Source organism: Leucobacter allii (assembly GCF_022919155.1).
Taxonomy (GTDB): Bacteria; Actinomycetota; Actinomycetes; order Actinomycetales; family Microbacteriaceae; genus Leucobacter; species Leucobacter allii.
This window is the reverse complement of record NZ_CP095045.1, coordinates 1,903,900-1,917,540: the sequence shown is the minus strand read 5'-3', so window position 1 is coordinate 1,917,540 and position 13,641 is coordinate 1,903,900. Positions and strand designations below refer to the sequence as shown.

Sequence of the window (13,641 nt, the reverse complement as noted above, 5' to 3'; positions counted from 1 at the left end):
CCCGGGGCCGATCCGTTCGTCCGAGGAGTCCTCCCTTGACCCCCGATACCGCTTCCGTCCGTCTGCCGCGCCACGACGCCATCGATCCCGCGGGGATGCGCGTCATCTGGCTGCTGCTCGCCGCCGCCTTCGTCGCGATCCTCAACGAGACCACGATGGCGATCGCCATCCCGTCGCTGAACGCGACCCTCGGCATCCCGCCCGAGCTCGGTCAGTGGCTCACGAGCGCCTTCATGCTCACCATGGCCGTCGTCATCCCGACGACCGGCTTCCTGCTGCAGCGCTTCACGACGCGGCAGGTCTTCCTCGCCGCCATCGGCGCCTTCGTACTCGGCACCGCGATCTGCCTCGTGTCGCCCGGATTCGTGCTGCTGCTCGTCGGCCGCATCGTCCAGGCCGCCGGCACCGGCGTGATGATGCCGCTGCTCATGACGACCATGATGAACGTCGTGCCCGCGCACTCCCGCGGTCGCATGATGGGCCGCGTCGGGCTCGTCATGAGCCTCGCCCCCGCGCTCGGGCCGACGCTCTCCGGCGTCGTGCTCGACAGCCTCGGCTGGCGCTGGCTGTTCGGCATCATCCTCCCGATCGCCGTCGTCGCGCTGGCGCTCGGCGCGAAGTGGATGACGAATCTCGGGGAGACGACGCACGCGCCGATCGACGTGCTCTCGATCGTGCTCTCCGCGCTCGCCTTCGGCGGCATCGTGTTCGGCCTCAGCCAGCTCGGCGGCGGCGGTCACGGCGGCTCCGCCGGGGGGTCGACCGCCGCGGTCGTCCCGCCGTGGGCCGTCATCGCCGGCGGCGCGGTGTTCCTCGCGCTCTTCGTCTGGCGGCAGCTCGCGCTCCAGAAGCGCGACGACGCCCTGCTCGACCTGCGCGTGTTCACCTCGCGCAACTTCGTGCTGTCCGTCGTCATCATGACCGTGGTCGCGCTGTCGATGTTCGGCACCTTCTCGCTGCTGCCGATCTACCTGCAGAACGTGGCCGGGCTCGACCCGACGGCGGCGGGCCTCGTCCTGCTGCCCGGATCGGTCATCATGGGTCTGCTCGGCCCGGTGATGGGTCGGATCTACGACGCGCGCGGGCCGCGCACCCTGCTCGTGCCCGGTACGATCCTCATCGCCGCCGCCATGTTCACCTACTCGACCGTCGGCACCCACACCCCGATGTGGTTCCTGATGCTCGTGCAGATCGCGATGTCCCTGGGCCTCGCCGGCTCGTTCACGCCGCTCTTCTCGGCCTCCCTCGGCTCGCTCGACCGTTCGCTGTACTCGCACGGCTCGGCCGCGCTGAACACGCTGCAGCAGGTCGGCGGCGCCGCGGGCACGGCGGTGCTCATCTCGATCTACTCGCTCGCGCTGCACCGCGGCGAGGCGGCGGGGCTGTCGACGGCCGATGCCGGATCGCCCGGGGCGCAGACGGCGTTCTTCACGGCGGCGTGCATCGCCCTCGTGCCCGTCGTGCTCTCCTTCTTCATCACGAAGCCGGTCGAGACGGAGGGCGGCGCCCACGGCGGGCACTGAGCCGAAGCGGGCGCCGAGTCGGCCGGCGGCGGGCCGTTCGGCGCCCGTCGTCAGCCGAGGGCGCTGATCGAGCGCCGCACCGCCTCGGCCAGCTGGCGCACCGCGGCGGACGGCCCGCCCGGTCCGGCCGGGGCGGCGAGGATCAGCTCCCGGGCGAAGCGCGGATCCTCGATCGGACGCAGCACCACGCCCTCCGGGGGCCGCGTGCCGAGCAGGCTCGGCACGATCCCGACGGCGAGTCCGGCGGCGATGAGCCCGAGCACGACGGAGTAGTCGTCCGTGCGGATCGCGACCTCGATCTGGTGGCCTTCGGCGAGGAAGACCTCGCGCACGAGGTCGTCCAGAGTGTCGCCGGGCGTCGAGCCCATCACCCAGCTGTCCCCCGAGAGCGCGAGCATCGCCTCGCGATCGAAGCTCTGGCGCTGCGCGGCGGGGTGCTCCTCCGGCAGCGCGAGCTGCATCGGATCCGTGAACAGGCGCGTCGTGTGCACCTCCGATCGGAAGGGCAGCTGGTAGCCGACGGCGGCGTAGACGAGGGCGGCGTCGAGCATGTGCTGGTTCACCCGCGTGACGAGCGGGGAGACCTCCTCGAGCGTCGCGTCGAGCTCGATCCCGAGCTCCCTGGTCCGCGTCGTGATGCCGGGGAGCAGGCGCGCGGCCGCGGTGGGGAACGTGCCGAATCGCAGGCGGATCCGCCCGAGCTGCGCGAGATCGCGCACATCGGTGAGTGCGCGCTCGGACAGGGCGAGGATCTCCGAGCCGCGTTCGAGCATCAGCGCGCCGGCCGTCGTCAGCTTGCTGCCGCGCGTGGAGCGCGTCGTGAGGTCGGCACCCACGAGGCGGTCGAGGTTGCGCAGGTGGTAGTCGACCGTCGGCTGGCTCCAGCCGAGACGGGTGGCGGCGCGCGCCACCGAGCCCTCGGCCGCCACCGCGCTGAGCGCCTGGAGCTGGCGGAGATCGATCACGGCGTACCCCGATTCTTCTGGATTGGGTCGCGAATGCGCCCCCTCGGCTCTAGACAGTATATGGCTCCAGGGAGTCGATTCACGGGTTCCGTCCGTGCCCGCGCGCGCGGCATGCTGGCCGTATGCTGCACCAGGAATCCCGCGCCCACGATCCCGCCGCGTTCGTCACGGCCCCCGGACCCGAGGCCCGCGGACGCGCGTCCGCGGCGCCGAGGCCCGCGGCCGCCGTCCTCGGCGCGGCCGATGCGCATGCGCCGGCGGCCGACGCCTTCGCGACGCGATTCCCCGAGGCGCAGCGCGAGGCCCCCTACGCGGACGCGCTGCGCCGCTTCGGCGATTCGGGCGCGCAGTCGCTCATGGTCCCCGGCCACGGCAACGATCCCGCGCAGGGGGCCGCGCACCTCGGCGCGCTCTTCGGCCCCCGGGTCGCCGAGCTCGATGTGCCGCTCATGATCGAGGGCATCGATCTCGGCGCCGACTCGCCGCTCGAACGCGCGCGGCGCCTCGCGGCGGAGGCCTGGGGCGCCAGGCGGACGTGGTTCCTCACCAACGGCGCCTCGCAGGCGAACCGCACGGCGGCGATCGCCGTCCGCGGCCTGGGGGAGCGCGTGCTCATCCAGCGCAGCATGCACTCGAGCTTCACCGACGGGGTCCTCCTCGCGGGGCTCGTGCCCGCCTTCGTGGCGCCCGCCATCGACGCGCGCCACGGCATCGCCCACGGCCTCACCCCGCAGGCGCTCGACGCCGCGCTCACCCGCGAGGGCGAGGCCGGCCGCCCCGTCTCGAGCGTGTACGCCGTGTCCCCGAGCTACTTCGGCTCGACCGCGGACGTCGCCGGTCTGGCGGAGGTCGCCCACGCGCACGGCGCGGCCCTCATCGTCGACGGCGCCTGGGGCGCCCATTTCGGCTTCCACCCCGGACTGCCGGAGTCGCCCGCCCGACTCGGCGCCGATCTCGTCGTCTCGAGCACCCACAAGCTCGCCGGCTCGCTGACCCAGTCCGCGATGCTCCATCTCGGCGAGGGCCCCTTCGCCGAGCGCCTCGAACCCCTCGTCGAGCGGGCCTTCGGGATGACGGCGTCGACGTCGATGAGCGGGGTGCTCATGGGGTCCCTCGACGCCGCCAGGCAGGCGCTCGTGGCCGGCCGCGAGCGGATCGACGGCGCGCTGCGCGCGGCGGACGAGCTCCGCGACCGGGTGCGCTCGGACGCGCGCTTCGCGATCATCAGCGATGGCTTCGACGCCTTCCCCGACATCGTCGCGACGGACCGGCTGCGCGTGCCGATCGACGTCTCCGGGCTCGGGCGCAGCGGGCACTGGGTCCGCGGCCGCATGATCGCCGACCACGGCATCTATCTCGAGATGTCGACGGCCACGAGCGTCGTCGCCGTGATCGGCGCGCTGCAGGCGCCCGACGTCGATCGCGTCGTCGCCGCGCTCACGGCGGTGGCCGACGCCGCGGGCGACGCAGCCGAAGGGGAGGCCGGCGCGGGCGAGGCTGCACCCCGGGAGTTTCCCGAGCTCCCGGCTCCCGGAGCGCTGCGGCTGCTTCCGCGCGACGCCTTCTTCGGCGCGAGCGAGGTGGTCCCGGCCGCCGAGGCCATCGGGCGCGTCTCCGCGGACACGCTCGCCGCGTACCCGCCCGGGATCCCGAATCTGCTGCCGGGGGAGGAGATCACGGCCGAGACCGTCGCGTTCCTGCAGGCCGTCGCCGACTCGCCGACGGGGTACGTGCGCGGGGCCGTCGACGCCGGGGTGACCGGGATCCGCGTGGTCGCGCACGGCTGAACCGGCTGCGCCCGAGCCGCGACGCCGGCGCCCGCCCCGGCTCAGGCGAAATGGGCGATGAGCGCGCGGACGAGGCCCACCCGCCAGGCGGCCCAGTCGTGGCCGGCGACCGGCGCCGAGAACGACACCGCGCGCCGCGACGCCGCGTCCTCGGGGCTCTCCGCGCCGACCTCCGCAGCGGTACGGAGGGCCTCGGCAAGCTCCGCGGCGTCGGCCCGCATCCCGGGTTCGTACACCCCCGCCTCGAGCGCGATCGAGTCCCAGCGCGGCTCCCGCAGCAGCGGGCCGAGCACGGGGAAGCGCCACAGGGACGGCGACTGCGCGATCGCGTGCCCGACCTCGCCGGCGCCGAGCGCGAGGGTCCAGAGCGCGGCGATCCCGCCCAGGCTCTGGCCGGAGACGATCGTGTCGCCGCGCTCCCGGGATACCGGGTAGTCCCGGCGCAGCACCGGCAGGAGCTCGTCGAGCACCTCGTCGACCTGGCCGTGCGGCACGCCGAGCCGCTCCCAGCGCCGTTCGAGGCTTCCGGAATCGAGGAGCGCGATGTGCAGGGGCGGCAGCGCGCCCGACGCCGTCAGCCGGTCGATGATGCGCGGAAGGCCGAGCCCGTCGAGCCACACCTGCCCGTCGAAGAGCACGAGCAGCGGCGTCGGGCGCGCGTCCGAGCCGATCCGCTCCCTTCCAAGCGGCCGGTGCACCCACGCGCGGCCGCCCCGGGGGAGCGCGAGCTCGTCGACCGTCGGAACCGGGACGTCGGCGTCCGCCGCGGCGCGCTTCTCCCACGGCGCGTCGGGGGCGTCAGGCCCCGCGGCGATGGAGAAGGCCTCGCCGACCGAGCCGCGTGCGGTCTCGCGGCCGCGCGGATCGGCGTCGGCCGCGCCGATGGCGGCGAGCACCGTGGCCCGCCGCCCCTCGGCCGTGTGCCAGGGCGGCGGCCCCGCGTCGCGCCAGCACGCGATCCGGTAGGACATCCGCAGCGCCCGCGGGAGCCGCAGCGCGATCGTCCAGAGCCCCGAGTCCGCGAGCCGCGCGAGCTCCGCGGTGGCCGGACGCTCGTGGTCGAAGACGGGATTCGTCCACAGCAGGACCGCCCGCGCGTCCGCGGCCTCCACCGTCCAGCTCCAGATCGCCAGCCCGGGGGCGGCCGGATCGGGATCGATCCGGGGGTTGGGGCGCGCGAGCGCCTCGGCGGCGAGACGACGCCGCTCCGGGGCGTCCGCGGTCGCCCAGGCGGATTCCAGCGGGCCGACGACGCGATCCATCGTCGCGTCGCGGCGGTGCATCTCGGGTGGGCGCTCCGCATGCGCGCCGCCGAGGCGGTCGCGGTGCCGAGGGGGTTCTGGGGCGTCAGGGGTCATCGCGGCGACGGACGGCCTCGCCGTGTCCGAGGTCGGCGGATGCGCAGCGGGGGCCGGGTGCGGAGCGGGGTGGGGACGTGCGGAGGGGTGCGGACGTGCGGAGATGACGGGTCCTTTCGCGAGGTGCGGCGCGCCCGGCGAGGCTCCTCGCGTCCCGGCGCCGGCGCCGTGATCCCAGCCGTCGCAGGGGCGCGGGCCGGTCCGGACGATTCAGCAGATGAATGCGCCCTCCGAGGCTAGCGGACGCGGGACGCGCCGGGCAATGCCGGGGATCGCGGCCGGGGTCCCGGCCGCGCCGCGGATCATGAAGGCCGGCCGGCGACGCCGAATGCGGAACGGGGCGGGGATCCTGAGATCCCCGCCCCGTCGCCGCCGCGCCGTCAGACGTTCAGCGCTTCTTCTCGAAGAGATTGCCCACCAGCGTCGAGCCGATGAGGATGACCGCGAGCAGCACGACGCCGACGATCGAGATCGCGACGACGTCCACCGGCTGGCCTGCCGAGGAGAACATCGACTCGGTGTCGTCGTGGCCGCCGTGCGCGAATGCGGGGGCGGCGACGAACACCGACGCGAGCGCGACGGTGACGGCGGTGGCGATGCGGGTGCGGATCTTCACGGTCACTCCTCGGAACGGGCATTCGGGCGCGTTCGCGCACGAGACGTCACCAGTCTAGCGGGATCCGGCGAGCGCTTCGCCACGCGCCGCGTTGCGTCGTCGAGAGCGCCGCGCGGGGTCGTAGCGTGGGGGCATGGCTGAACCACGCGCGCGCACGGCGGTCGATCGCATCGCCGAGGACTGGGTCGAGACGCTCGTCGTCCATGATCCGACCGTCGGCACCTACATCGGTCGGGAGGCGTCGGGGCTGCCGGACTTCTCGCCGGACGGCGCCGACGCGCTCGCGGGGGAGCAGCGGAGGATCCTCGCCGCGCTCCTCGGGGAGACGGCCGTCGACGCGGTCGACGAGGTCACGCGGGCCGACCTCGCGGCGGAGCTGCGGCTGTCGCTCGCGCAGCACGAGGCGGGGGAGCAGCTGCGCGATCTGAACGTCATCGAGTCGCCGCCGCAGCGCGTCCGCGATGTCTTCGACCTCATGCCGACCGCCGGTGCGGAGGACTGGGAGCGCGTCGCCGAACGGCTGCGCGGCGTGCCCGAGGCGCTGGCGGGATACCGCGCCGCGCTGGCCCTCGGCGCTGAGCGCGGGCTCGTCCCCGCACTCCGCCAGCTCGAGGAGGTCGCCGCGCAGTCCCGCCGCACGGCCGGCACCGCCGACGCCCCCGGCTTCTTCGGGCGACTCGCCGCCTCCGCGGCGGAAGCCCCGCACGCCCTGGCGCTCGAGCTGGCGTCCTCCGCGGCGGCCGCCTCGCGGGCCTACGCCGAGCTCGCCGAGTACCTCGAGCGCGAGCTCGCGCCCCACGCGAGCGCGGTCGACGCCTTCGGGCGCGAGCGCTACGCGCTGGCCTCCGAGCGCTTCCTGGGGGCGAGCGTCGACCTCGACGAGACCTACGCCTGGGGGCTCGACGAGCTCGCCCGGATGGTCGACGAGCAGGAGCGGGCGGCCGCGGCGATCGTGGGCGGCGCGCCGCGGCCCGGGATCGTCCAGGAGGCCATCGCCCGGCTCGAGCGGGATCCCGCGCGCAAGCTGCGCGGCGTCGACGCCCTGCAGCGCTGGATGCAGGAGACGAGCGACCGGGCGGTGGCGGAGCTCGGCGCGACCCAGTTCGACATCCCCGAGGAGATCCGCGCCCTCGAGTGCCGCATCGCCCCGACGCAGGAGGGCGGGATCTACTACACGGGGCCGAGCGACGACTTCTCGCGCCCCGGCCGGATGTGGTGGTCCGTGCCCGAGGGCGTCGAGGAGTTCGACACGTGGCGCGAGCTCACGACCGTGTATCACGAGGGCGTGCCCGGGCATCACCTGCAGATCGGGCAGGCGGTCGTGAACCGCGGCACGCTCAACGAGTGGCGGCGGCAGCTCGCCGGCACCTCGGGGCACGCCGAGGGCTGGGCCCTGTACGCCGAGCGGCTCATGGAGCAGCTGGGGTACCTCGAGGATCCGGCGGACCGGCTCGGCATGCTCGACGGGCAGCGGATGCGGGCGGCACGGGTGGTGCTCGATCTCGGCGTCCACCTCGGCAAGGCGCGCCCGGACGGCCTCGGCGCCTGGGACGGCGAGTACGCCTTCGGCTTCCTGCGCGACCACGTCAACATGAACGACGGCTTCGTCCGATTCGAGGTGCTCCGCTACCTCGGCTGGGCGGGGCAGGCGCCCGCCTACAAGGTCGGCCAGCGGATCTGGGAGCAGCTGCGCGACGAGGCCGAGGCCCGCGCCGCGGCCGCCGAGCGCCCCTTCTCGCTCCGCGACTTCCACCGCGAGGCGCTCGCGCTCGGAGGCGTGCGCCTCGACACCCTGCAGGCCGCGCTGCGCGACGGGCTCGTCGCGTGAGCGGGACGCGAGCGGACGGCGCCGCCGGATCGGACGGCTCCGCCGGATCGGGTTCCGACGGAGCCCTCGTCTGCCCGTGCGGCAGCGGATCCGACTACGCCGAGTGCTGCGGGCCGCTCCACGCGGGGGAGCCCGCCCCGAGCGCGGAGCGCCTGATGCGATCGCGCTTCAGCGCGTTCGCGCTCGGCCTGCCCGACTATCTGCTGGCCAGCTGGGATCCCGAGACGCGCCCGGCGACGCTCGAACTCGACGTCGACGTGATCTGGCGGCGCCTCGTGGTCAGGGACGTGTCGGGCGGCGGTGCGGAGGACGCGTCGGGGCACGTCGCCTTCACCGCGGTCGCGCGCGGGCCGGGTGGGCGCATCGAGCTGCGCGAGCGCAGCCGCTTCCGGCGCGGCGCCTCCGGACGATGGGGATACCTCGACGGCGTCGAGGACTGACCGCGTTGCGGAGCGCGGCGACCGCCGGATAGGGTGGGGGCGCGAATCATCAGATGATGTCGCGCCGGCGCCGGACGCGGGCCGCGGCAGCGATCCCGAATGCGAGTGCAGCCCGTGGCCCACCCCTGCCGTTCCCGCCCCCTCCGTCCGTCCGAGACGGCCCAGGCACCCCGCGCGGGAGCGCGCTCCGCGGGGGTGCGCTGAGATGGCGCGACGCCCCCTCGAGACGCATCCGCTGGTCCTGCGGCGGCTCGACGTGCTGCGCGTGACGGAGGTGACGCCGCGCATGCGGCGCGTGACGCTCGGCGGGCCCGAGCTCGCGCCGTTCGCCCGCGACGGCCTCCGCCAGCCCGGATTCCGCGCCCCGGGCTTCGACGACCACGTCAAAGCCATCTTCGCCGGCCCCGACGAGCTCGAGGACGTCCTGCCGATCCAGCTCGCGCACGGCATCGAGTGGGTGGAGGCCCCCGCCCGCATCGCCCGCGACTACACGCCGCGTCGGGTCGATCCCGCAGCGAGGGAGATCGACCTCGACTTCGTGCTCCATGGCGACGGTCCCGCGGCGAGCTGGGCGGCCGGAGCCGTTCCCGGCGATGCGCTCTGGATCGTCGGTCCGAAATCCTCACTGGTGCTCCCCGAGCGGCTCGACTGGATCGTGCTCATCGGTGACGAGACGGCGCTCCCGGCGATCGGCCGATACCTCGACGAGCGCCCCACCGAGGCCAGGGTGCGGGCGGTCGTGCTCATCGAGCACCCGAGCGCCAGGCAGGAGCTGCCGCTCCGCGTCGGCGACACCCTCGACTGGGTGGTCGCCCGCCCGGGGGATCGCGAGGCGCTCCTCGCAGCCGCCCGTGCGGCGCTCCCCCCGGGCGACGCGAGTGCGGGCTTCGTCTGGGCGGCCGCCGAGAGCCGCGCGCTGCTGCCGCTGCGCCGCTTCCTCGGCCGCGAGCGCGGCATCGACAAGACGCGGACGAGCCTCACGGGGTACTGGCACGCGGACGCGGCGGCGGACGCCGCCTTCCCGCCTGTGCCCTCACCCGCGGCCTGGTTCGCGGTGCGCGCCGCGCTCGTCAGCGGTCTGCTCGACGCCGTCGCCGACCAGCCGGGGGCGGATCGCGAGGCGCTCGCGCGAGGACGCGGGCTGCCGCCCGCGGCGCTTGCGGCGCTCCTGCCGACGCTGGCGCATCACGGACTGGTCCTCGAGGATCGCGGCGGCGGCTGGCGCATCGGCCCCGCAGGGGAGGCCCTGCTCGCCGACCCGCATGCGCGCGAGGGCTACGATGGGCCCGAGGGCGAGACGATGCACGCACTCGGCGAGCTGGCAGCGGGGCTGCGCGACGGTGCGCCCGCCCGTGCGATCGTCCGCGGCGCCACGCTCGCGGCCGAGCTCGGACGCGACGCCGAGCGGTTCGCCGAGCACTGCGCCGATGCCGAGGTGCTGCGCTTCGTCCTCGGCGGGCTGATCGCCGACCCCGTCTGGGAGGAGGTCGCGAGCGCCCGCTTCGCCGGGCCGGGTGCCGCGGTGCTCCTCGACCTGCTCCGGGAGGCGGGATGGCGCGGCGCGGCCGCGGCGTCCGGAACGCCGGCGCAGCGGAGCGTTCTCCTCGCGGCGCCCGAGTTCCGCGCGGAGACCGCGTCGGACGGTGCCGCCGAGTGCGTCGATGCGGATGATGCGGTCGACGCGGAGGCGATCGCGCTGGAGCTCGGCGCCTGCACCGACCGCGAGGCCGCGGAGCGCTTCGAGGCGCTCCGCGGGCGCGCCCGTCGGGCGATCGTCGTCGATCGGGCCCGGCCGGACGCGCTGGATCCCCGCGCGCACGAGGCGCAGCTGCTCGCACTCGCGGCCACGGGGGCCGGGCTCCGCGACGCGCGATCCCTCGAGCGGCTTGCGGCGCCCGTCGGGTGGCGGCTCGAGCGGGTCGTCGGACTCGGATGGGGCTTCGAGGCGGTGATCCTCGCCGACGCCCCGCTTGCCCCGATCGCCGAGAATAAGTAAGGTGATCCTTGCCAACATCGGATGAAAGGATCCCCGTGCACACCACCCTTCGCGCACTCACCGCCGCCGGAGCCGTCGCGCTCCTCGCGCTGACCGGCTGCAGCTCGAGCGGCGGCGCCGACGCCGAGACCGGAGGGGAGACGCCCGCCTCCGCCGAGGGCTGGCCCCGGACCATCGTCCACGACGCCGGGGAGACCGAGATCCCCGACGAGCCGCTCACTATCGTCTCGACGAGCGTCACGCTCACCGGATCGCTGCTCGCGATCGACGCGCCGGTCGCCGCGTCGGCGGCGACGGGCGTCGGCCCGATCACGGATGACCAGGGGTTCTTCCGGCAGTGGGCCGACGTGGCCGACGAACGCGGCGTCGAGGTGCTCTACCCCGATCTCACCCTCGACCTGGAGGCGGTCGAGCTCGCGGAGCCGGATCTCATCGTCGGCTCCTCCATCGGGGCGGACGCGACGGCCGAGGCCTATGATCAGCTGAGCGAGATCGCGCCGACCATCATGATCGACTACGGCACGCACGACTGGCGGGAGATCCTCGGCCAGCTCGGCGAGGCCACGGGGCACGAGGCCGAGGCCGGGCGGACGCTCGACGACTTCGACGCCTGGGTGGCCGAGCAGGCGGCGGACCTCGAGCCGGTCGCGGGTCCGGTCACGGCGCTCTCCTACAACGGCGCGGACCCCTCGATGATCTTCGAACCGAACAGTTCGCAGGCGGAGCTGCTCACCGCCCTGGGCTTCGAGTACGCGGGCGCGCCCGATGAGGTCGTCGCCGAGCACCGCTCCGACGCCTCGTCCGTGACCCCGGAGAACCTGCCGACCGCGCTCGGCGACAAGAGCGCCCTGTTCATGGTGAGCATCGAGCGCGACGGCGTCGACGGCGTCACCTCCGACCCGCTGCTGGCGAACGCCCGGGCCGTCGCGGACGACACCGTCGTGCCGCTCGGCGCCACCTCCTTCCGCATCGACCCGTACAGCGCACGCCTGCTCGTCGAAGCGGTCGTGGAGGCCTTCGGCTCGTCCCGGTGATCGATACGCTGCCGCGTCGCGGCGAGGCGGGTGCCGGTGCGCGCACCGGGATCCGCCTCGCCGCGGTGCTCATCGGCGGGCTCGTGGTGCTGCTCGTCGCGACCGTCCTGAGTCTCGGCATCGGATCGCACGTTGTGCCGCCGCGCACGGTGATCGACGCCCTGACGCACTTCGACCCCGCACAGGACGACCATCTCATCGTCGTGCGTTCGCGCATCCCGCGGGCACTGCTCTGCCTCGTCGTGGGCGTCGGCCTCGCCGTCGCCGGCGCCGTGATGCAGGCGCTCACGCGCAACCCCCTCGCCGAGCCCGGCCTCCTCGGCCTGAACGCGGGGGCCTCGCTCGCCGTCGTCGTGGCGATCAGCTTCTTCGGCGTGTCCGAGCTCGCCGGGTACCTCTGGTTCGCCTTCGTCGGCGCGGCCGTGGCCGCGGTCGCGGTCTACGCGCTCGGTACCGCGCACCGATCGGCGGCGACCCCGGCGCGGATGGCGCTCGCGGGCTCGGCGATCGCGATGGCGGTGGGCGCCGTGACCACGTCGATCCTCCTCAGCCGGGAATCGGCCTACGACCAGTTCCGTTTCTGGGCCGTGGGGTCGTTGCAGGGCCGGCCGCTCGAGGTCACCGGCGCCGTGCTGCCCTGCGTCGCGCTCGGCGTCGCCGGTGCGCTGGCGCTCATCCGCCCGCTCAACGCGCTCGCCCTCGGCGACGACGCGGCGCGCGCCCTCGGCGCCTCCGCCCCCGCCATCCGTCTGGGCGGCGGGCTCGTCGTCGTGCTGCTCGCCGGAGCCGCGACCGCCGCCGCGGGGCCGATCGGCTTCGTCGGGCTCGTCGCGCCGCACCTCGTGCGGCTCCTCGTCGGATCGGATCATCGGGCGCTGCTCCCCGGCACGATCGTGCTGGGGCCCGCGATCCTCATGGTCGCCGACGTGCTCGGACGCATCGTCATCGCGCCGGCCGAGCTCCCGACCGCGGTCGCGGCCGCCCTCATCGGCGGCCCCGTCTTCGTGGCGCTCATCCGCACGAACCGCAGGATCGCCGGATGACCGGGCGTCGGCGGACCCCGGTTGCGCGGAGCGGCGTGCTCCGGATCGCCTCGTTCAGCCTGCGCTTGGACCTCGGGGGGATGCGCCTGGCCGCGATCCTGCTCGTGCTCGTCCTCGTCGCGCTCGCGGTCTCGCTCATGCTCGGCGCCGTTCCGCTCGCCCCGGTCGAGGTGCTCCGCGCGCTCGCCGGCGACGGGGAGGAGCGGATCCTGCGCACCGTCGTCGGCCGGCGACTGCCGCGCGCCGTGTGCGCGCTCCTCGTCGGCGTCTGTCTCGGCGTCGCCGGGTGCGTCTTCCAGAGCCTCTCCCGCAACGCACTCGGTTCGCCGGACATCATCGGCTTCACGACCGGCGCCGCGACGGGCGCGGTCGCGCAGATCACCCTGCTGGGCGGCGGCGTGCTCGCGACCGCGGCGGCGGCCGTCGCCGGCGGACTGCTCACCGCGCTGCTCGTCTACCTTCTCTCGCGCAAGCACGGGGTCACGGGCGGGATCAGGCTCGTCCTCGTGGGCATCGGCATCGGAGCGATCATGGCGGCGGTGACCGATCTGCTGCTCGTGCGCGCCGGCATCGCCGAGGCGGCATCGGCGCAGGTCTGGCAGTCCGGCTCGCTCACCGGGCGCGGGTGGCCGCACGCCTGGAGCCTCGTCGCGGCGGCGGTCGTCCTGCTGCCGCTGATCGGGATCGCGGGCCGGGCGCTGCGCATGATCGAGATGGGCGACGACGTCGCGCATGGGCTCGGGATCCGGGTCGAACGCGTGCGGTTCGCCGTGCTCGTGCTCGGGGTGCTGCTCACGGGCGTCGCGACCGCCGTCGCGGGGCCCATCGCGTTCGTCGCCCTCGCCGCGCCGCAGATCGCCGCCCGCCTCGCGCGCGGGAGCGGACTTCATCTCGCGCTCTCCGGCCTCATCGGCGCCGTGCTGCTCGCCTGCGCGGACCTCCTCTCCCAGCACCTCGAGCTCGGGCTGCGGCTCCCGATCGGACTCGTGACGGCGCTCCTCGGCGGCGTCTACCTCATCTGGCTGCTGGCCCGCCGCGCCTGACCCGCCCG

General features: G+C 74.8%; 11 protein-coding genes. 8 read left to right on the top strand and 3 right to left on the bottom strand.

Annotated features, from left to right (window positions below; genetic code table 11):
- Window positions 1–95 precede the first annotated feature (95 nt).
- Entirely contained in the window at window positions 96–1,523 is a 1,428-nt protein-coding gene (locus tag MUN78_RS08935; RefSeq protein ID WP_244730051.1) for an MDR family MFS transporter, read from the top strand.
- Window positions 1,524–1,573: 50 nt separating this feature from the next.
- On the opposite strand, the gene MUN78_RS08930 is transcribed toward MUN78_RS08935, so the two are convergent.
- Window positions 1,574–2,488, bottom strand: a complete 915-nt coding sequence (locus MUN78_RS08930) for a LysR family transcriptional regulator (RefSeq protein WP_244725881.1) — start codon at window positions 2,486–2,488, stop codon at window positions 1,574–1,576.
- 122 nt (window positions 2,489–2,610) lie between these two features.
- Here MUN78_RS08930 and MUN78_RS08925 point away from each other — a divergent pair, with 122 nt between their 5' ends.
- Window positions 2,611–4,275 carry an aminotransferase class I/II-fold pyridoxal phosphate-dependent enzyme gene (locus MUN78_RS08925; protein WP_244725879.1) on the top strand — a complete coding sequence of 555 codons (1,665 nt, stop codon included), beginning with the start codon at window positions 2,611–2,613 and terminating at the stop codon, window positions 4,273–4,275.
- 41 nt (window positions 4,276–4,316) lie between these two features.
- Here the strand turns inward: MUN78_RS08925 and MUN78_RS08920 are convergent, their stop codons facing one another.
- Entirely contained in the window at window positions 4,317–5,558 is a 1,242-nt protein-coding gene (locus MUN78_RS08920) for an alpha/beta hydrolase-fold protein (protein WP_244725877.1), read from the bottom strand.
- Between the two features lie 463 nt (window positions 5,559–6,021).
- Window positions 6,022–6,249, bottom strand: a complete 228-nt coding sequence (locus MUN78_RS08915; protein ID WP_244689238.1) for a hypothetical protein — start codon at window positions 6,247–6,249, stop codon at window positions 6,022–6,024.
- A 133-nt stretch (window positions 6,250–6,382) separates the two neighbouring features.
- Here MUN78_RS08915 and MUN78_RS08910 point away from each other — a divergent pair, with 133 nt between their 5' ends.
- From MUN78_RS08910 to MUN78_RS08885, 6 genes are all read left to right on the top strand, one after another.
- The gene (locus MUN78_RS08910; protein ID WP_244725875.1) at window positions 6,383–8,077 is read left to right on the top strand and encodes a DUF885 domain-containing protein; all 1,695 of its coding nucleotides are present in this window, start codon (window positions 6,383–6,385) and stop codon (window positions 8,075–8,077) included.
- A complete protein-coding gene (locus MUN78_RS08905; protein ID WP_244725873.1) occupies window positions 8,074–8,517 on the top strand; it encodes a YchJ family protein in 444 nt (147 codons plus the stop codon). Before MUN78_RS08910 ends, MUN78_RS08905 begins: the two co-directional genes overlap by 4 nt.
- Before the next feature lie 205 nt (window positions 8,518–8,722).
- Window positions 8,723–10,513, top strand: coding sequence for a siderophore-interacting protein (locus MUN78_RS08900; protein ID WP_244725872.1), 1,791 nt, complete (start codon window positions 8,723–8,725; stop codon window positions 10,511–10,513).
- Window positions 10,514–10,548: 35 nt separating this feature from the next.
- Complete coding sequence (gene fepB, locus MUN78_RS08895) at window positions 10,549–11,547, top strand: Fe2+-enterobactin ABC transporter substrate-binding protein (protein ID WP_244725870.1); 999 nt, start codon at window positions 10,549–10,551, stop codon at window positions 11,545–11,547.
- On the top strand, window positions 11,544–12,590 hold the full coding sequence (locus MUN78_RS08890; RefSeq protein WP_244725868.1) for a FecCD family ABC transporter permease: 1,047 nt from the start codon (window positions 11,544–11,546) through the stop codon (window positions 12,588–12,590). The genes fepB and MUN78_RS08890 overlap by 4 nt, the downstream gene beginning before the upstream one ends.
- Entirely contained in the window at window positions 12,587–13,633 is a 1,047-nt protein-coding gene (locus MUN78_RS08885) for a FecCD family ABC transporter permease (protein ID WP_244725866.1), read from the top strand. The genes MUN78_RS08890 and MUN78_RS08885 overlap by 4 nt, the downstream gene beginning before the upstream one ends.
- Window positions 13,634–13,641: the final 8 nt, after the last annotated feature.

What these genes read in the sequence shown, in the direction of transcription:
- MUN78_RS08910 (WP_244725875.1), top strand. Translation starts at nt 6,383, where the DNA reads ATGGCTGAACCACGCGCGCGCACGGCGGTCGATCGCATCGCCGAGGAC.
- MUN78_RS08885 (WP_244725866.1), top strand. Translation starts at nt 12,587, where the DNA reads ATGACCGGGCGTCGGCGGACCCCGGTTGCGCGGAGCGGCGTGCTCCGG.
- MUN78_RS08920 (WP_244725877.1), bottom strand. Translation starts at nt 5,558, where the DNA reads ATGCACCGCCGCGACGCGACGATGGATCGCGTCGTCGGCCCGCTGGAA.
- MUN78_RS08935 (WP_244730051.1), top strand. Translation starts at nt 96, where the DNA reads ATGCGCGTCATCTGGCTGCTGCTCGCCGCCGCCTTCGTCGCGATCCTC.
- MUN78_RS08900 (WP_244725872.1), top strand. Translation starts at nt 8,723, where the DNA reads ATGGCGCGACGCCCCCTCGAGACGCATCCGCTGGTCCTGCGGCGGCTC.
- MUN78_RS08925 (WP_244725879.1), top strand. Translation starts at nt 2,611, where the DNA reads ATGCTGCACCAGGAATCCCGCGCCCACGATCCCGCCGCGTTCGTCACG.